Raw genomic sequence first — 19,312 nt, forward strand, 5'->3', positions numbered from 1 at the left:
CCACAACACAACTTAGACTAAAGATAGTTATGATTCATTTCGTAACTATCTTTATCTTTACAAAACAATTCGAGATTATGAACAATCAAAATGTTTTTACTTTAACAAATCCTCAAAGCGGTAATCTGGCATTCAAACTGCTTTCGTTTGATGACAATAGCCATTTTGACCATATACAGCGTAATAATTATTTTTCTTTAATTTGGGTTACTAAAGGAAAAGGCAAAGTAAAAGCAGATTTTGCAGAACATCATTTTGAAGAAGACTCACTCCTCGCCTTTTCTCCGTATCAGCCGTTTATGATTTGCACACAGGAAGATATTCAAGGAATTGCAATACATTTTCATCCTGATTTTTATTGCATACACATGCATCAAAAAGAAGTTTCCTGCAATGGCGTTTTATTCAATAATGTGTATCAGCCACCATTTACCAAAATCACAGATCAGGCAAAATTTACTTTTCAGATGGTTATAGATCAGATGAAAGCCGAAATACAAAATGCAGAATTGGCACAATATGAATTGCTGATTTCATATCTAAAGATATTTTTAATCACAGCTTCGCGATTAAAAACAGAACAATTGGAACAATTAAAATCTACACCGGATTCTAAAGAACCATTTATTCTTCAAAACTTAAAAGATGCTATTGAAGATCATTTTAAAACCAAACATTCTGCCGGAAATTATGCCGAAATGCTAAATATTTCGCCAAAAGCTTTAGCCAAATTATCCAAGAATTATTTCAATAAAACACTTACAGACCTTATTGCCGAAAGAATTATTATTGAAGCAAAAAGAGAATTATACATGACGAACAAAACGGTAAAAGAAATTGCTTACGAATTAGGTTACGATGATGAACATTATTTCAGCCGATTCTTTAAAACGAATGCTGATGTTTCGCCACAACTGTATCGTGAAACGGTAGGATTCGGAAAAATGGCTTAATTTTTATTCTTAGCTTCAATCCATTTCGCCATGTATTTTGTGCTTTTTAAGGTATGATGCTGCAATAAACTTCCCATAAAATTATGCAGACGATGATTTTCAGAATCAGTCATTAATGTGCTTACTTCATCTATTAATGCAGCTCCAAATCCTTTTTTTTGGTAACATTTATTTATAATGGCAATTCCATTTTTTTGAGATTCTTTCCACAACTTCTCATCCTGATATAATGCAATTGCCTGTTTAGCAAAATGTTCAATATCATTAGAAATAAAACCATTCCACGGTAAATTGGCATGCATTGCTTCTGCTCCTACTTCTGTCGTTACACTTGGCGTGCCACATTGCATTGCTTCTAAAAGTTTTCCTTTTAAACCTGCTCCAAACCGAATTGGCGCCAAAACTACTCTTGCTTTTTTTACAATTTCATTAGCATCTGCAGCTCTTCCTTTTATAAACAACCCATTTTTAGGCTGATGCAATTGCAAGACTTTTTGTGACGGATAAGCGCCATAAACTTCTAAAACAGCTTCTGGAAATTCATTTCTGATCAAAGGCCAAATCGTTTCTTTAAGATGCTGAACGGTATTCCAATTAGGTTCATGAAGAAAATTTCCGATGAAAACAAAATGCTCTCGTTCTTCAAATAAGGGTAAGTTCAAAAGATCACTTTCACTCATTTCTTCTACTAAAAAAGGAAGATAAAAAAGCAGTTTCGAATCAATTTTAAAAACATCATTCAAAATTTTCATTTCAAATTCTGAAATTATCAGAGACAAATCGCATCTCAAAATACTGGCAATTTCGCGTTTAGCCACTTCTTCAGACAATAAATCAGTAAACTCAAAAGTTCTGTTTTCCTTAAAAGCTTTTTGCCTTGCTGTTCTTAAACAATGTAAATCTTCAGTATCTAATAATCGAATTGCTTTTGGGCATTTTTCAGAAACGCGCCATCCAAACTGTTCTTCGATCATAAAACGATCAAACAAAACTACATCAGGATTTAATTCGATTACAAAATCATCAAAACTAGAATTATTCAATTCTATGGCTTTTTTTTCTACTCCAAAAGCAGATAAATCAACCATAAAATCACTGTCTAAAGCCGGACTTGCAAAAGTAATTTCAAAATTATTTTCCTTAAAGATAGAAATCAACTGCATCATTCTGCCGCCAGCCGCAGACGAATTTGGTTCGGGCCAGACAAAACCAATAATTAGAAGTTTTTTTGTTGGATTCATTGTAAAATCTTTGAACTACAAAATAATGCTTTTTTAGCCGTATTTACACGATCTTTCCTGACTTTCGGTCGTAAAAAAAGACTAATTTTGCAAAATATAAAAGCTGCAATCATTATGTTAGGATTAAAATTGGCCACAGATCCACGTTGGGTAAATATAGTTGAATCGAATATCGAAGAAATTTTGACAGACCACGCTTGGTGTGAGCAGAAAGCCGCTTCAAATGCGATCAGTTTAGTTACCTATAACTCTGAACTAGAGGAATTAGTAACTGAAATGCTGGTTATTGCGAGAGAAGAATTAGAGCATTTGCAAATGGTGCATGACCTAATCAAAAAAAGAGGTTTGACTTTGGGACGTGAAAGAAAAGATCATTATGTAAATGAACTTTTTAAGTTTATGAAGAAAGACGGAAGCCGAAAAGACGCGCTTTGTGATCGTTTATTATTTTCGGCAATGATCGAAGCCAGAAGCTGCGAACGTTTTAAAGTGCTTTCTGAAAATATAAAAGACGAAGAATTAGCCAAATTTTATCGCGATCTGATGATTTCTGAAGCCGGACATTATACTACTTTTTTAGGTTTTGCACGAAAATATACCGACAATATAGATATTGATAAACGTTGGAAAGAATGGATTGAATATGAAGGTTCTATCATTACCAATTATGGAAAAAGTGAAACTGTACACGGATAGCGTACAGTTTCTTTTCTTTTAATTCATCCTTTTACAATACCATATCGTATAACACTTTTGTTATGTCAAAAAATAAAAAAAAATCTATCTTAGTAAAAATAGCAAAATACACAGGAATTACTCTTGCTGTAATTTTAGGGCTGTTGTTTTTAACGCCTATTGTTTTTGCGGATCAAATTAAAGAACAAATCAAAAAAACGGCCAACGAGAGATTAAGTGCAGAACTTAATTATTCTGATGTTTCTGTTTCGTTTTTTCGTCATTTTCCTTCGCTCACATTAACTTTAAATGACTTACATCTTAACGGTTCTGCGCCTTATACAAACGAAAAATTTATTACTGCCAAAGAAGTTTCTTTTGGTATAAACGTCGCAAGTTTAGTTTTTAGCAAATCCGTAAAAATAGATCAGATTTATTTGTCTGATTCTTTTATCAATGTAAAAGTCAATAAAAACGGAGAAGCAAATTATAATATTTACAAATCATCAGCAAAAGCTTCAAACCCAAAAGACAGTTCTGATACGGCATTAAAACTGGAACGAATTGAAATTATAAACAGTAAAATTATCTACGACGATCAATCGACCAACGTTCATTTTGATGCTTTAGGATTTGATTATTTAGGAAAGGGAGATTTAAATAAAGCGGTATTTGATTTGCATTCTAAAGCTAAAATCGAAAAACTGAATATCATTTACGAAAATGAACCGTATTTGATGAATAAAAAAATAGATGCCGATTTGATTACTCAGGTAAATGTAAACTCGTTGTCTTTCTTTTTCCAGCAGAACAACTTAAAAATCAATCAGCTTTTGGTCGATTTTAAAGGGAAATTTGATTTCCTGAAAGACGGCTATAATATGGATTTGGTTTTAAAATCAGACAATAGCAATTTATACGATGTATTTACCGCATTTCCTCCAAAATACATAACCTGGCTTTCTAAAACAGAATTAAAAGGAAATACAAATCTGCTTTTAACCTTAAAAGGAAATTATATTGCGTCGCAAAAAATTGCGCCAGATTTGAATTTAGATTTAAAATTAGACAATGGTTTTGTCAATTATGATAAAAGTGCTTTTCCTGTTTCTAATTTAAATTTAGAAGTAAAAACAACTGTTCCTTCTTTAAATCCGGATCTTTTAATTGTTGATGCTAAAAACTTATCCTTAAACATTGATAAAGATTATGTAAAGTCGAAGTTTTACATGAAAGGCATAAATGTTCCGGAAATCAATGCTGAGTTTAAAGCTAAAATTGATCTTGAAAAATTAAATAAAGCGCTCGGAATTCCGAATTTAACTTTAAAAGGTTCTTTGGCCGGCGATGTAAAAGCAAATGGAAAATTTGATCAGAAAAACAAACTTTTCCCTGTAACAAATGGCTTTATTGATCTTGAAAACGGATATTTAAAAACGCAATATTACCCAAATCCGATTACCAATATTATTATTAAATCTAAAATTGAGAATCAAAAGGGAACTTTTCAGGATTTAAAAATCAATCTTAAACCTGCACAATTTACTTTTGAAGGAAAACCTGTTTTTGTACAAGCTGATCTAAGTAATTTTGATGATTTAAATTATGATATTAAAGCAAAAGGCGAACTTGACGTAAACAAAATTTACAAAGTTTTTTCTCAAAAAGGCCTTGATTTAGACGGTTTTATAAAAGCTGATTTAGCCTTAAAAGGAAAACAAAGCGATGCCGAAAAAGGAAATTACAGCAAACTGAACAATAAAGGAACGCTGGAATTAAGAAACATCGGAATTGCTTCTGAATATCTTCCTCAAAAATTTATTATCAAAGAAGGTATTTTTAAAATCAATCAGGATAAAATGTCGTTTAATAATTTCTTAGCTGCTTACGGACAGTCGGATTTTACGATGAATGGTTATCTGCAAAACGTTTTTAACTATGCTACAAGCAAAACAGGAATTTTAAGAGGTTCGTTTACAGTTTCTGCCCGATATATTAATGTGGATGAATTTATGTCGAACACAACGGCAAATACAGCTGTAACTGAAGCTCCGGCAAAAACTCCGGCACCGCAGAACGAAGCAAAACAAACTGGAGTAATTATAATTCCGACCAATTTGGATTTACAGTTAATGGCAAATGCTCAAAAAGTATATTTTGATAAAATGACACTGCAAAATGCCAAAGGACATCTAAAAATGAATAAAGGCAAACTGAGCATGCAGAATACAGGTTTTAACCTTATTGGCTGTAATGTTGCCATGAATGGAAATTATCAGGCTGTAACACCTCAAAATGCAAACTTTGATTACAACATTAAAGCTTCGGATTTTGACATTAAAAGAGCTTATAATGAAATTGATGTTTTCAAAAAAATGGCCAGCGCCGCAGAAAAAGCACAAGGAATTGTTTCACTTGATTATCAGCTTAAAGGAAGATTAAACGGTAACATGGAACCTGTTTATCCTTCTCTTGCCGGCGGCGGAACGCTTTCTGTAAAAGATGTAAAAGTGAGAGGATTGAAAATGTTTAATGCTGTTAGTAAAGAAACAAATTCTAAATCAATGAAGAATCCTGATCTTTCTAAAGTCGATATTAAAACGACAATCAAGAATAATATCATGACGGTAGAACGATTTAAATTTAAGTTTGCAGGCTTTAGACCAAGAATTGAAGGAACAACAAGTCTGGACGGAAAACTAAACTTAAAAATGCGTTTAGGACTGCCTCCATTTGGGATATTCGGAATCCCATTAACCGTTACCGGAACTCAGGATAATCCAAAAATAAAAGTGGGAAGAAAAACAGAGGATTTGACAGAAACAAAAGATTCGGAATAGGTTTTTAAATTCCAATTTTTTAAAATTGCTTCGCCTGTTCGCTATCGCTCGGGTCCAAATTCCAATAATTTAGACTAATGAAAGCTTTGTCAAAGTTTAGAACTTTGACAAAGCTTTTTTATTACCATTTATTTTAAATACAATTCCTGAGAAACAAACAAAATACCTTTTGCCAATAACCATAGCAGCACTGCCATTCCTAAAAAACCCCATGTGTAGTTTGATTTTTTCCAATTAATAAAAAACGACGGGATTTCCCAATATTTAATTAGAATAAAAATGCTTGCTCCAATTATGGATACCCATATTAATTCTGGAGAACGAACATCAAAACTGTAAAACAAAACAATCGCAAAAAATACAGCTACAACGATTTGCAGATAATAATAATTCTTATAGTTATTTCTATAATTTTCTTTGAGAGAAAGTACTAAGAATGCCATAATTAACAAAGTTGTCAAAGCGGTAATCAAATAAGAAAAGAGAATATTGCTCTGCCCTACTAATACAACGTCAATAATTAAGGCTAAAATTGTACCGGCTGCAATAGAGCGAAAACTTCTTTCCAGTTTTTCATCTTTAAACGGAATCAAAATCAAACAGATATATTTCTCTAAATAACGCCAGAAAGGAAGTGCGTATACAAAAGTCAAAGTTGATATTACAATTTCGTAGTAATAAAAAGTGTCTTCGGGAACTTTGTAAATCACATACAAAATTGCAAGAGTCAATAACACAGCAGGAAAACAAATTGTTTTTATAGCTTCCCACTTATCATCTTTCCAAAAATTGTCTTTGATCTTAAAGACATATTTTTTCACTAAATATTCTCCTGTAAAAATAGCCGTTGACTGACTCCATAATAAGAAAAATCCAACATGAATCATAACCGTTCTCAATACCATTTCGTGAACCATACAACCGCCTGCAATGCAAAGAAGACCTATAAACAATAATTCATAAGTTAACAAAACCGCTGAAAACAAAAATCGGAATAAGGGAGCAAACTGCCTGATTAATATATCAATAAGAGAATTCCAGTAATTGCGCATCAGCGCTATTATTGAGCAAATTGCAATAAATGCTGCAAGATACAGCATCCAGTTTGTGAGCGACTGTGTCTGCATCCATAATTGTACAGAAGATTTTTTTGCTGGAGCATACAACAAATGCGAATTGGCAAAAATCTCTTCTGCCATTTTATTTCTAATGGTATCATTTAATGGCGGAAACTGATTTTTGTTTCGCAACCAGAAACCATCAGCATCTGAATTGTTTTTTTGTAAAATCGCAAAATCGTATAAGATCTTTTTTTGCGGTTCAGTCAGCATCGAAACTTCCTGAGTAATATTAACTTCTTTTGAGGAGCGGGCTTCTTTAGCATAAATGCTGATGCAAAAAAGAAATAAGAGGAATATTTTTTTCAAGTTTTGAGTAGATTTATTCAATCAAAAATAATAAATAAATTTACTCAATTGCTAGTTAAAAAATCAAATCTGTTTTTAATCGCAAAGAAACGCAAAACAAAAAACCCGTTCTTTTCAGAACGGGTTTTGTAATAAGTAGTCTAATGATTATGCTTCGAATGGAAGGATAGATACATAAGATTTGTTATCTTTTTTCTTTTGGAACTTAACAACTCCAGCTACTCTTGCGTGTAATGTGTGATCTTTACTGATGTAAACGTTTTCACCTGGATTATGTTTTGAACCTCTTTGTCTAACGATGATGTTCCCAGCAATAGCAGCTTGTCCACCAAAAATCTTTACGCCTAGACGTTTTGATTCTGATTCTCTACCATTCTTCGAACTACCGACACCTTTCTTGTGAGCCATGACGTATGAGTTTAAATATTGTTATTATTCTTTAGTAGCTTCTTTTTTTGCTTTTGGAGCTGCTGCTTTTTTTGCTTTTGGAGCTGCTTCTACTTCTTCAGTAGCTGCTGCATCTTCTGCTACAACCGCTTTTTTAGCTGCTGCTTTTTTAGTTCCTCCTGCTGCAGTAATACCTTCAATTACAATTTGAGTAAGATATTGTCTGTGACCATTTCTTTTTTTGTATCCTTTTCTTCTTTTCTTTTTGAAAACGATAACTTTATCTCCTTTTAAGTGTTGTAACACTTTAGCTTCTACTGAAGCACCTTCTATAGCTGGGGCGCCTAAAGTTACGCTTCCGTTATCGTCTAATAAAAGAACTTTGTCAAAAGAAACTTTTGAACCTTCTTCGTTAGACAAACGGTGAACATAAACCTTTAAGTCTTTGCTTACTTTAAATTGTTGCCCTGCTATCTCTACGATTGCATACATACCAAATTGATTTATTGATTTTTAAGGTTGCAAATATACAATTAATAATTTACTGTGCAATGTCTAATTTTAAAAATATTTAATCCGCCTTAAAGTCTGTTTTTCAAGGTGTTTTGGCACTTTAAAAGGAACATTTAGAGCCAAAATACTGTTAAAATACAATCTAAATGAAGTCAAATCTCAAAATGATGATTAAAAAAGTTATTTTTGATGTAACTAAAACCAATCCTAAGCTACCTACATTATAAGGTAACTAAAATTTATTAATCTTTATGAAAAATTCAATAATGATGTTAAGTGCAGCACTAATGCTCGGCGGAGTGGCTCATGCTCAAAAAGTAGCTTTTGAAGAATATAATTTAGATAACGGTATGCATGTTATCCTGCATAACGATCCTTCTGCTCCAGTTGTTATTACTTCTGTAATGTACCATGTAGGATCTAAGGATGAACGACCGGACAGAACTGGTTTCGCACATTTCTTTGAACATTTATTATTTGAAGGAACTCAAAATATAAAACGCGGCGAATGGATGAAAATCGTCACGGCAAACGGCGGTGTAAATAACGCCAATACTTCTGACGACAGAACGTATTACTATGAAGTTTTTCCTTCTAACAGTCTTGAACTTGGTTTATGGATGGAATCTGAACGTTTGATGCATCCTATTATTAATAAGATTGGTGTTGACACGCAGAATGAAGTTGTAAAAGAGGAAAAAAGAATGCGTTACGATAATCAGCCTTACGGAAATATTCTTCCTGAGGTGAAGAAAAACATGTTTAAAAATCACCCGTATCGCTGGACAACTATTGGTTCTATGAAGGATTTAGATGCTGCAACGCTTGAAGAATTTCAGGCTTTCAACAAAAAATTCTACACGCCAAATAATGCCGTTTTGGTTGTTGCAGGAGATTTTGAAAAAACCAAAACCAAAGAATGGATTCAGAAATATTTTGGATCAATTCCGAAAGGTGAAGTGGTAAAAAAACAAACTTTTACCGAAGAACCAATCACACAGACTATTAAAGCAACTTACGAAGATCCGAATATTCAGATTCCGATGATCGTTGCTTCTTATAGAACTCCATCAATGAAAACAAGAGACGCTAGAGTTTTAGACTTGATTTCTTCTTATTTAAGTGATGGAAAAAGTTCAAAATTGTACAAAAAAATCGTCGACGACAAAAAAATGGCGCTTCAGATTGGCGCTGTAGGTTTTAGTCAGGAAGATTACGGAATGTACATTTTGTACGGATTGCCAATGGCAGGATATACTTCTGCCGATATTCTAAAAGAAATGGATGAGGAAATTGTAAAAATTCAAACCGATTTGATTTCTGAAAAAGATTATGAAAAATTACAAAACAAATTCGATAATAATTTTGTGAACGCAAATTCAAACGTTGAAGGAATTGCAGAAAACCTGGCTTCTTATTATTTGCTTTACGGGGATGTAAATCTTATAAATACCGAAATCGACCTTTATCACTCTATAACAAGAGAAGAAATCAGAGAGGTTGCCAAAAAGTATTTAAACCCAAATCAGCGTTTAATTTTAGATTATGTTCCTTCAACCAAAGTTCAAAACTAAGAATATCGAATCATGAAAAAAATACATAAAGTTTTAATCCTTTTATTCCTAACTGGAATTATGCAAGCACAAGATCGTCCACAACCCAAACCAGGAAACTCACCAGTAGTCAACATCAAAAAACCTCAAACTTTTGTTTTGGCAAATGGCATGAAAGTCCTGATTGTTGAAAATCATAAATTACCTAGAGTAAGTTTTAATCTAACGCTAGACAATGCTCCTTTTACTGAAGGAAACAAAAAAGGTGTTGACGAATTAACCAGCAGTTTAATCGGAAACGGAACCAAAAAAACGCCAAAAGAAGCTTTTAACGAAGAGATTGATTTCTATGGCGCAAACATCAATTTTACTTCTCGTGGCGGTTACGCAAGTTCGCTGTCAAAATATTCCGGACGTGTTTTAGAACTTCTGGCAGAAGGCGTTTTACAGCCAAACTTTACTCAGGAAGAGTTTGACAAAGAAAAAGCCAAATTAATTGAAGGGCTTAAAGCCGATGAAAAAAGCGTTCCTGCAATTGCTAATCGTGTAGTTGATGTTTTGGCTTTCGGAAAAAACCATCCTTCTGGAGAATACATTTCTGAAGAAACTGTAAAAAACGTAACTCTTGCTGATGTTCAGGCAAATTACGCTACTTATTTTGTGCCTGAAAATGCTTATTTAGTAATTATTGGAGATATTAAATTTAAAGAAACAAAAGCCGCTGTAGAAAAACTTTTTAGCGGATGGAAAAAACAAAGCGCTCCAAAAAACACTTATCCAGATCCTGTAAATGTTTCTAAACTTCAAATTGATTTTGTTGATGTTCCAAACGCCGTACAATCTGAAATTTCGTTAGTAAATACGGTAAACTTAAAAATGAGCGATCCTGATTTTTTCCCTGCAGTAATTGCAAATCAAATTTTAGGAGGCGATTTTAATAGTTATTTAAACATGAATCTGCGTGAGCAGCATGCCTGGACTTATGGCGCAAACTCAAGTATTGGAAGCGGTAAATACGTTACTAAATTCAAAGCTTCTTCTGCCGTTAGAAATGCTGTTACCGATAGCGCTGTAGCACAATTTGTAAAAGAAATTAAAAGAATTAGAACCGAAAATGTTTCTGAAGATGTATTGAAAAACGTAAAAGCGGGTTATATCGGACGTTTTGTAATGCAGGTAGAAAAACCGCAGGCTGTTGCGCGTTATGCTTTGAATATCGAAACGGAACATCTTCCTGCTGATTTCTACGAAAAGTATATTCAGACTATAAATAATGTTACTTCTGCTGATATTAATCGTGTTGCCAACAAATATTTCCTTTTGGATAACATGAGAATTATAATTGCCGGAAAAGGTTCTGAAGTAATTGAAGGTTTAGAAAAACTTCAAATTCCGATTTTCTATTTTGATAAATACGGAAACCCTATTGACAAACCTGTTTCTAAAAAAGAAGCTCCATCTGGAATTACAGCACAAACTGTTTTTGAAAACTACATCAAAGCCATTGGCGGTGAGAAAGCAGTTTCGACAGCAAAAACACTTTTTATGACGGGGACAACAACAATTCCGCAAGCACCTTCTCCATTGAGTTTTATTTCAAAATTAGATTCAAAAGGAAAAATGATGATTTCTCTAAATATGGGAAGTATGGCGATAATGAAACAAGTTGTAAACGACAAAGGTGCTTATGTAGAACAACAAGGACAGCGTAAAGAGCTAAAAGGTGACGATTTAGCCGAAATGAAAGCAAGCGCCGCTCCTTTTGAAGAATTACGCCTAAGTAAAAGAACAGACCTCAAAGTAAGCGGAATTGAATCTATAAATGGCAGTGATGCTTATTCTATAAAAGACGGCAAAACTATTTATTACTATGACGTAAAATCAGGTTTAAAAGTGGCTAAACTAAAAGTAAAAGAACAAAGCGGTCAATCTACTACGCAAACGACTTATTTTAATGATTACAAAGATGTAAAAGGGATAAAAGTTCCTTTCAACATTGTTCAGAATGCTGGTTTTGAATTGGACATCAAAATGTCTGATATCAAAATTAATGAAGGCGTTTCTGATGGAGATTTTTTGTAAATAAGGTTCAGAGCCGCAAAGGCTCAAAGGCACAAAGTTTTCTGAAGGCTTTGTCAAAGTTTAAAACTTTGACAAAGCCTTTTTTTTTAAACAGGGGTTAAATTGGGTAATTGTTATGCAGATTATTTCGTTCCTCACAACAACAAAAATGTGGGTAATTAGGAATGGAATCCCGCGTGTGATTTCTCCTTCGTCGAAATGACAAACTAGGCGAAAAATCCCTTTAATCTGCAAAATCCGCGAGAAAAAAATTAAGCCTCTACAAGATTATTGAGTTCCTCAATTAGTACTATTTTTAAAAGTCTTTTCTTTTTTAGCCGATAAATAAACCCCAATCAAGATAATAAATGCGCCCAGAAACTGGATTCTTGTCAGCATTTCATTGTCTAATAATCCCCAGAAAAATGCCACTATCGGAATCAAATAAGTAACTGATGTTGCAAAAACCGGCGATGACATTTGTATCAATTTAAAAAAAAGAACATTTGCGATTCCGGTACCTAAAATTCCCAGAATCATAACAAAGAAAATAGAATGCTGTGCAGTCTCCAAATGTACTTTTTGACTAATATCGGTTGTGCTCAAAATAATTAAAGCAGGAATAAGCAGTACGGTAAAATTTCCGGTAGTAATACTTACCGAATTCAAATCTGGTAAATATCTCTTGATTAAATTTACATTTATAGCGTAACAAAGCGTAGCAATTACAACTAGAAGAACATAATAATAGTTTTGCCCAGGGTGCGCCGATGCACCGCTTAATACTAAAAGCAAACAACCAATTAAACCAACAAAAACTCCTAAAACCTGTTTTTTCTGAAACTGCAGTCCAAAAAATAAGATTCCAAAAATTAACGTATTCAGAGGGGTAAGAGAATTTAAAATCGCCACTATAGAACTATCTACTTCTGTCTCGGCGATAGCAAAAAAGTATGCCGGAATACAGGTTCCAAAAACGGAAGTAAGTGCCACAAATTTCCATTGCTTGCGCGAGATTTTCTTTAAACTTTTAAAACCAAAAATCAGGAGAAACAAAGCAGCAAAAATAATTCGGAATGAACCAACCTGAATTGCTGATAAACCAACCAATCCTCTTTTTATCAAAATAAATGAACTTCCCCAAATAAGGGAGAGTACAAATAAATAAATCCACTTTAATTGTTTTGCATCCATAAACTGTAGTTTACTGCAAATTTGTACTATTTTTATGAACTGACCGCCTGAATTTTATTAATTTTGCAAGAATGTTATTAGCAATTTAAAATTATATAAAATGAAATTTACAAAGATTATAGCTGCCATAGCAATTTCGAGTTTAGTATTCGTTAGCTGTAAAAAAGAAGAAGATAAAAATCTGGCTAATATCAAAAATATAGAATCTGCTTCGCTTAAAGAACACAAAGCAATTGCTCCTGAAAATGTACAAACAGCAAGTTTTGAAATCGAAGGAATGACTTGTGCAATGGGATGCGCTAAAACAATTGAAAAAGAATTATCTAATCTTGACGGAGTAGAAAAAGCTGCAGTTGATTTTGATACAAAAACAGCAACAGTAACTTTTGATAAAACAATTCAAAATCCAGAATCTTTGACTAAAGTTGTTCAAGAAACTGGAGACAGGAAAACATATAAGGTTTCGAATATGAAATCGTAATCAAAAAAGCATAAAAAAAACAGGCTTCTCATAATTATGAAAAGCCTGTTTTTTTTTTTATGTTTCAGGTTTCAGGTTTCAAGTTTCAGGTTACTAGATTCCTAATTAACTTTGTCCCTTTGTCCCTTTGTCCCTTTGTCCCTCTGCGCCTCTGAACCTTTTATTATTTCCACTTCAATGTTTCCATCAAATGCTGCATATCATTTTTAATATAACTTGCTGCAGGCATAATAGAATCAAAATTAGGTTTAGCATAAAAATAAACCGATCCTATTAAGAAATGCTTTGTACTGTCTGTAACGTAAAATTGAGAGTTTGTAGCGGCGTTTCCGTCAACCTGATAAAACATTCCATAAACCTTTTTTTGCGGGTTTAAATACGGCTGTTCTAGTATATCATCTGCTTTGATAACGTGCTCGTAAGTAAGTTTTTGAGCATCTCTTAGCAATTTATCAATATTACCGCTGACAGGTTTATAGGTTAAATAAATGGTCGCTTTCATTTTTGGATAAGTAATCGCAAAACCACATTCTTTTTCTCCTTTAATAATAGCTCCTTCATTCATATCAAAAGAAAACGGACAGTTATTTTCGAAATGAACATATTTTGCTTCGGGATAATCTAAACGAAGAAAACTTCCCGGTTTAGGAAGTACATCATCTTTACAACTTAAAACAGTCAACGCTAAAAGTATTGACGCTATTGAAATTGTTTTTTTAAGCATTTTATTCTATTGTTACTTTTATTTGTTTTATACGCTTTTTATCTACTGTTTCTATGGTAAAAAGACAGTTTTCAAAAGTTACTTTTTGATCTTTTTTAGGGAAATTACCCAGAATTTCCAGAATGAATCCTGCCAATGTTTCAGCTTCTCCTTTCTGATCTTCAAAAGCTTCTTCATCAACATCAATAATTCTATAGAAATCTTTCATGTTGATTTTCCCTTCAAAAAGAAAATTCTTATCGTCGATCTGAGAATAATTCAAATGTTCATCATCAAACTCATCGCTTATATCTCCAACAATTTCTTCAATAATATCTTCTAAAGAAACCAAGCCCGATGTTCCGCCATATTCGTCTACCACAATTGCCAAATGGCTTTTAAGGCTCTGAAAATCCTTTAACAAGTTGTCTAATTTTTTATTCTCAGGAACAAAAAAAGCTTTTCTCATCAAAGTCGGCCACTCAAACTCTTCTTTATCGATATGAGGAAGTAAATCTTTAACGAATAAAACGCCTTCTATCTGATCTATATTATCCCGATAAACCGGAATTCTTGAAAATCCTTTTTCGATAATCTTCGGACAGATGGTTTGAAATGATTCTGATATTTCTAAAGCAAAAATATCAATCCTCGGACTCATAACCTGCTTTGTATCTGTGTTTCCAAAAGAAACAATTCCTTCTAATATTTTTTGTTCTTCTGTTGATGTTCCTTCAGAATCTGTTAATTCTAAAGCCTGAGAAAGCTGATTTATAGAAAAATTATTCTTTTGTTTTCCTAATTTATTTTGCAAATATAAGGTAAGACTACGCATTGGCAGACTAATTGGCGATAGTAATTTGTCTAAAAAAGCGATTGGATAAACAAAACGTTTTGCAAATTTGATATTGTTACGACTGGCATATACTTTCGGCAGTACTTCACCAAATAGTAAAATAAGAAAAGTAACAATTGTAACTTCTAAAAAGAATTTTAAAGCTGGAGAATCTATACCGGTAAACATATGCTGTCCCATAAAGGCGAACAAGATTACAACTCCAATATTTAAAAAATTATTTGCCACCAGCAAAGTCGCCAACAGCTTTTTGGGCTTATCTAAAAGATTTGAAATGATCTTTCCTTTTGAAAGATTTTCATGGAGCGCTTCGTCAATTTCTTTTTGAGTTAAAGAAAAAAGGGCTACTTCTGCGCCTGAAACAATTGCAGACAAAAGAAGCAAAATAAAGATTCCGACAAAACCAATAATTAAATTGGTGTCTAAATTAGTAGAAAAAAGTAAACTGGGCTCCGGGTCCAAAATGTAAAAGATTAGTTAGGTGCATCAAAAAGGTAAATCATTTATAGGTAAACCTTCATTTGCCGCATCAAAGTTAGCATTTTTTACGGGTTCTGCATCGTGATTTGGTTTATGTCCGCCAGTTTCTTTTTTGGTAGTCAGGAAAGTAAATTCTGTAACCTGAATTTCGGTAGTATATTTTGTTGTACCATCTTCTGCCTGCCACTGACGTGATTTTATGCGACCTTCAACATAAATTTTATCTCCTTTAGAAAGGTATTTTTCGCAAATTTCAGCTGCTTTATTGCGCACAACTAAATTATGCCATTCTGTAGAAGTAATTTTTTCATTAGTCGTCTTATTAATATAAACCTCATTTGTAGCCAGCTGAAAACGTCCAATGCAATTCCCTCCATCAAAATAATGCATTTTTACATCATCGCCCAAATGGCCAATGAGCATCACTTTATTTAATGTTCCGTTCATAGTTTTTGGTTTTAGGTGGTTTTTGGTGGTAATTCTATCAAAGATACATTTTTTTAGCAATTTATTTCCTGCTTTTCGATAAAATTGTAAATTACGATGGGAAATGGAAATGTTTTCAAATTTGCCGCATCTACTCCATTTTCTATTTTTTCATTGATTTTAATTTTCCAAAATTGAATGTGCAGATGCTGATGTGAAAGTTTATGAATAACTGTAGTTTCATTACATTCTTCTATACCTATAATAGTATAGTCTGAAAAAATATTCTCGTGAATGGTTTTTGAAACAAAATCAAAACCAACAATTTCATTAGTTTCTAAAAGTGGAAACTCATATAAGTTATGCCAAATTCCTTTTGCCATTCTTTTTTGAATTAAAGTATTTCCTACAGCATCTTCGAGAATCAGATAATTAAAGAAACGATTGGTAACTTTTATCTTTTTAGATTTAAAGGGCAATATATTTACTTTCTTTTTTTGTAACGCTGCACAACTCTCATTAAAAACGCAAATACTACAATCTGGGCTTTTAGGTGTACACTGCAAAGCACCAAACTCCATTATGGCCTGATTAAAAATTGCAGGATTATCTTTTGGCATCAATTCTAAAGCAAGCGCCGTAAAATCTTTTTTGGTGGCTGGCAGCGCAATATCTGATTCAATGTCAAAATAGCGAGAAAGCACACGAAATACATTCCCATCAACAACCGGAACTTTTTCATTGTAAGAAAAAGAAGCAATTGCGGCAGCGGTATATTCACCTACACCTTTTAAATTTAATAAATCTTTATAAGAACCCGGAAAAATGCCGCCCAACTCATTTGCAACATATTGAGCTGTTTTATGCAGATTTCTGGCACGAGAATAATATCCTAATCCCTGCCAAAGTTTCAAAACCTGCTCTTCTGAGGCATTTGCCAAATCAAATACGGTAGGAAATTCCTTCGTAAACGCAAAAAAATAGGGCATTCCCTGCGCAACTCTTGTCTGTTGCAGCATAATTTCTGAGAGCCAAATATGGTACGGATTGACCGTATTTCGCCACGGTAAATCACGCTTATTTTGTAAATACCAATTTATCAATATGTTATGAAAATTCATTGCAAAATACTTAGAATACAAAAGTAAATGTTTATGTAATTAAAATTTAACGATTTAGCTTGATTAATTATTTTTTTAATTCCTATATTTGCAAACTCAAAAAAATAGTACATCATTTATAAAATAAAATAGGAAAGAAAATGACGAAAGCAGACATCGTAGCAAAAATTTCAGAGAAGCTAGGTCTTGAAAAAGGAGACGTTCAGGCAACAGTTGAAACTTTTATGGAAGAAGTTAAAACTTCATTAGAAACTGGAGACAATGTTTACCTAAGAGGTTTCGGAAGTTTTATCGTAAAAACAAGAGCTGAAAAAACAGGTAGAAACATTTCTAAAAACACTACCATCAAAATTCCAGCACACAACATCCCTGCTTTTAAACCTGCAAAAGTTTTTGTAGAAGGAGTTAAAACAAACAACGAAGCAAAATAATATTAATTAATCATAAAATCGACACGATATGCCAAGTGGTAAAAAAAGAAAGAGACATAAGGTAGCTACTCACAAAAGAAAAAAAAGAGCGAGAGCTAACCGTCACAAAAAGAAAAAGTAGTTTTAAACTACTTTTTTCTTTTTAACGTTCATTGAAATTTGGGAAATTTCAAAAATTCCAAAAAATAAAATCCAAAATCCAAAAATTGAAATATCAATTGGGATTTGGAATTTAAAATTTGAAATTTAATATTTCCCTCCGGGTTAATACCTGTTAAAAAATATTGTTTAATCCATCTGTAGATAAGATTTTAGATTTTGGATTTTAGATTTAGATTTTTCAATCTATATTCTATTCTCTTTATTCTATTTTCTGAAAAAACAGATAAAAATTTACAGTGTGAATAAAGAATTAATCATTAGATCTAGTTCTGAAGCCGTAGATTTTGCCTTATTAAAAGATGGAAAACTAATTGAATTACACAAAGAAGAAGAGAAAAGCAATTTTCAGGTTGGTGATATTTTTATTGCCAAAATCAGAAAACCAGTTGCCGGACTTAATGCTGCTTTTGTAAATGTAGGTTTTGAAAAAGATGCCTTTTTACATTATCACGATTTAGGTCCAAACTTAGCTTCCCAACTGAAATTCATAAAACTTGTAAGCGCAGGTAAATTAAAAGATTTCTCCCTAAAAACCTTTCAGTTTGAAAAAGAGATTGACAAAGATGGCATCATTACTGATATTTTAAGTGCCAATCAATCTGTTTTAGTACAAGTTGTAAAAGAACCTATATCTACCAAAGGTCCAAGAATAAGCGCTGAGCTTTCTTTGGCAGGAAGATTTATTGTTCTCGTTCCGTTTTCTGACCGCGTTTCTATTTCTCAAAAAATAGAAGACAAAAAGGAAAAGGATCGTCTAAAAAAACTTGTAGTATCGATCAAACCTAAAGGATTTGGTATTATTGTTCGCACAGTAGCCGAAGGCAAAAACGTAGCCGAATTAGAAAAAGATTTGCAGAACCTGCTTGGCAGATGGACTGCAATGTGTAAAAAATTACCAACTGCTCATCATCCATCAAAAGTATTAGGAGAGCTCAACAGAGCATCTTCGATATTAAGAGATGTATTTAACGATACTTTCAGCGGTATCCAAATAGATGATGAAGAGTTGTACCATCAAACAAAGGAGTATTTGCAAGAGATTGCACCTTCAAAACAGTCAATTGTTAAGTTTTATCAATCAAATGACACTCCAATTTTCGAGAAATACAATATAGAGAGACAAATCAAGACTTCGTTTGGAAGAACGGTATCTATGAGCAAAGGTGCTTATCTTATTATTGAACATACCGAAGCTTTGCACGTTATAGACGTAAATAGCGGAAACCGTTCTAATAAAGCAACTAATCAGGAAGATACTGCCATGGAAGTAAATATGATTGCAGCCGCAGAAATTGCCAGACAACTTCGTCTGCGTGATATGGGCGGTATAATCGTAGTTGATTTTATTGATATGTCTAATCCTGAAAACAGGAAAGTCTTGTTCGACTTCTTGCGAGAAGAAATGAGCGACGATAAAGCAAAACATAAAATCTTACCTCCAAGTAAATTTGGTTTAGTCCAGATTACAAGACAAAGAGTAAGACCAGAAGTTAATATTAAAACTAGAGAAGAAGATCCAAACAATGAAAATGGCGAAATTGAAGCGCCAATTTTAATCATTGATAAAATTAATTCTGATTTAGAAAGAGTTTTAAAAACCCACAAAAATGTTGTGCTTAATGTACATCCGTTTGTGGCTGCTTACCTCAGTAAAGGTTTTCCATCCTTACGTTCAAAATGGTTTTTTGAACATAAGAAATGGGTGAAAATCATACCTCGTGACGCTTACACGTACTTAGAATATCATTTCTACGATAAAAAAGGGAATGTTATTTCAGAATAAAAAAACAAAACCGCCTTTCTAAAGA

17 protein-coding genes are annotated in these 19,312 nt (G+C 33.0%); 8 read left to right on the forward strand and 9 right to left on the reverse strand.

The window, feature by feature from the left end; all coding sequences use genetic code 11:
* Positions 1-77: 77 nt before the first annotated feature.
* A complete protein-coding gene (locus tag EV144_RS07870; RefSeq protein ID WP_134147766.1) occupies positions 78-953 on the forward strand; it encodes a helix-turn-helix domain-containing protein in 876 nt (291 codons plus the stop codon).
* Here the strand turns inward: EV144_RS07870 and EV144_RS07875 are convergent.
* Entirely contained in the window at positions 950-2,194 is a 1,245-nt protein-coding gene (locus EV144_RS07875) for a glycosyltransferase (protein ID WP_134147768.1), read from the reverse strand. The two genes, EV144_RS07870 and EV144_RS07875, sit on opposite strands and share 4 nt — an antisense overlap.
* A gap of 114 nt (positions 2,195-2,308) precedes the next feature.
* Between EV144_RS07875 and EV144_RS07880 the strand changes: the two genes are divergently transcribed.
* Both EV144_RS07880 and EV144_RS07885 read left to right on the forward strand, forming a co-directional pair.
* Complete coding sequence (locus EV144_RS07880; protein ID WP_134148906.1) at positions 2,309-2,890, forward strand: tRNA-(ms[2]io[6]A)-hydroxylase; 582 nt, start codon at positions 2,309-2,311, stop codon at positions 2,888-2,890.
* Positions 2,891-2,952: 62 nt separating this feature from the next.
* Complete coding sequence (locus tag EV144_RS07885) at positions 2,953-5,709, forward strand: AsmA-like C-terminal region-containing protein (protein ID WP_134147770.1); 2,757 nt, start codon at positions 2,953-2,955, stop codon at positions 5,707-5,709.
* A gap of 128 nt (positions 5,710-5,837) precedes the next feature.
* Here the strand turns inward: EV144_RS07885 and EV144_RS07890 are convergent, their stop codons facing one another.
* The 3 genes from EV144_RS07890 to rplU all read right to left on the reverse strand — a co-directional run bounded on the left by EV144_RS07890 (position 5,838) and on the right by rplU (position 8,015).
* A complete protein-coding gene (locus EV144_RS07890) occupies positions 5,838-7,136 on the reverse strand; it encodes a hypothetical protein (RefSeq protein WP_243854639.1) in 1,299 nt (432 codons plus the stop codon).
* 147 nt (positions 7,137-7,283) lie between these two features.
* The gene (gene rpmA, locus EV144_RS07895) at positions 7,284-7,544 is read right to left on the reverse strand and encodes a 50S ribosomal protein L27 (RefSeq protein ID WP_017497241.1); all 261 of its coding nucleotides are present in this window, start codon (positions 7,542-7,544) and stop codon (positions 7,284-7,286) included.
* Positions 7,545-7,568: 24 nt separating this feature from the next.
* A complete protein-coding gene (gene rplU, locus EV144_RS07900; protein ID WP_134147771.1) occupies positions 7,569-8,015 on the reverse strand; it encodes a 50S ribosomal protein L21 in 447 nt (148 codons plus the stop codon).
* A gap of 272 nt (positions 8,016-8,287) precedes the next feature.
* On the opposite strand from rplU, the gene EV144_RS07905 reads away from it, so the two are divergent.
* Entirely contained in the window at positions 8,288-9,610 is a 1,323-nt protein-coding gene (locus EV144_RS07905; RefSeq protein ID WP_134147773.1) for a M16 family metallopeptidase, read from the forward strand.
* A 12-nt stretch (positions 9,611-9,622) separates the two neighbouring features.
* Positions 9,623-11,671: a M16 family metallopeptidase gene (locus EV144_RS07910; RefSeq protein WP_208326842.1), complete on the forward strand. Its 2,049-nt coding sequence runs from the start codon at positions 9,623-9,625 to the stop codon at positions 11,669-11,671.
* Between the two features lie 279 nt (positions 11,672-11,950).
* Here the strand turns inward: EV144_RS07910 and EV144_RS07915 are convergent, their stop codons facing one another.
* The gene (locus tag EV144_RS07915; RefSeq protein WP_134147775.1) at positions 11,951-12,844 is read right to left on the reverse strand and encodes a DMT family transporter; all 894 of its coding nucleotides are present in this window, start codon (positions 12,842-12,844) and stop codon (positions 11,951-11,953) included.
* A 100-nt stretch (positions 12,845-12,944) separates the two neighbouring features.
* On the opposite strand from EV144_RS07915, the gene EV144_RS07920 reads away from it, so the two are divergent.
* Positions 12,945-13,325 (forward strand): heavy-metal-associated domain-containing protein, encoded by a 381-nt coding sequence (locus tag EV144_RS07920; protein ID WP_134147777.1) that lies wholly within the window; start codon positions 12,945-12,947, stop codon positions 13,323-13,325.
* A 163-nt stretch (positions 13,326-13,488) separates the two neighbouring features.
* Here the strand turns inward: EV144_RS07920 and gldD are convergent, their stop codons facing one another.
* Genes gldD through mutY form a run of 4 tightly spaced genes read right to left on the reverse strand, consistent with a single transcriptional unit; the run spans position 13,489 to position 16,911 of the window.
* The gene (gene gldD / locus EV144_RS07925) at positions 13,489-14,049 is read right to left on the reverse strand and encodes a gliding motility lipoprotein GldD (protein WP_134147779.1); all 561 of its coding nucleotides are present in this window, start codon (positions 14,047-14,049) and stop codon (positions 13,489-13,491) included.
* A gap of 1 nt (position 14,050) precedes the next feature.
* On the reverse strand, positions 14,051-15,346 hold the full coding sequence (locus tag EV144_RS07930) for a gliding motility-associated protein GldE (RefSeq protein ID WP_134147781.1): 1,296 nt from the start codon (positions 15,344-15,346) through the stop codon (positions 14,051-14,053).
* Positions 15,347-15,370: 24 nt separating this feature from the next.
* Entirely contained in the window at positions 15,371-15,811 is a 441-nt protein-coding gene (locus EV144_RS07935) for a single-stranded DNA-binding protein (RefSeq protein ID WP_134147783.1), read from the reverse strand.
* Positions 15,812-15,864: 53 nt separating this feature from the next.
* Positions 15,865-16,911: an A/G-specific adenine glycosylase gene (gene mutY / locus EV144_RS07940; protein WP_134147785.1), complete on the reverse strand. Its 1,047-nt coding sequence runs from the start codon at positions 16,909-16,911 to the stop codon at positions 15,865-15,867.
* A gap of 140 nt (positions 16,912-17,051) precedes the next feature.
* Here mutY and EV144_RS07945 point away from each other — a divergent pair, with 140 nt between their 5' ends.
* Both EV144_RS07945 and EV144_RS07950 read left to right on the forward strand, forming a co-directional pair.
* Entirely contained in the window at positions 17,052-17,342 is a 291-nt protein-coding gene (locus tag EV144_RS07945) for an HU family DNA-binding protein (RefSeq protein WP_007805026.1), read from the forward strand.
* A 400-nt stretch (positions 17,343-17,742) separates the two neighbouring features.
* Positions 17,743-19,287, forward strand: a complete 1,545-nt coding sequence (locus tag EV144_RS07950; protein WP_134147787.1) for a ribonuclease E/G — start codon at positions 17,743-17,745, stop codon at positions 19,285-19,287.
* Positions 19,288-19,312: the final 25 nt, after the last annotated feature.

Source organism: Flavobacterium sp. 270, assembly GCF_004368785.1.
Lineage (GTDB): Bacteria > Bacteroidota > Bacteroidia > Flavobacteriales > Flavobacteriaceae > Flavobacterium.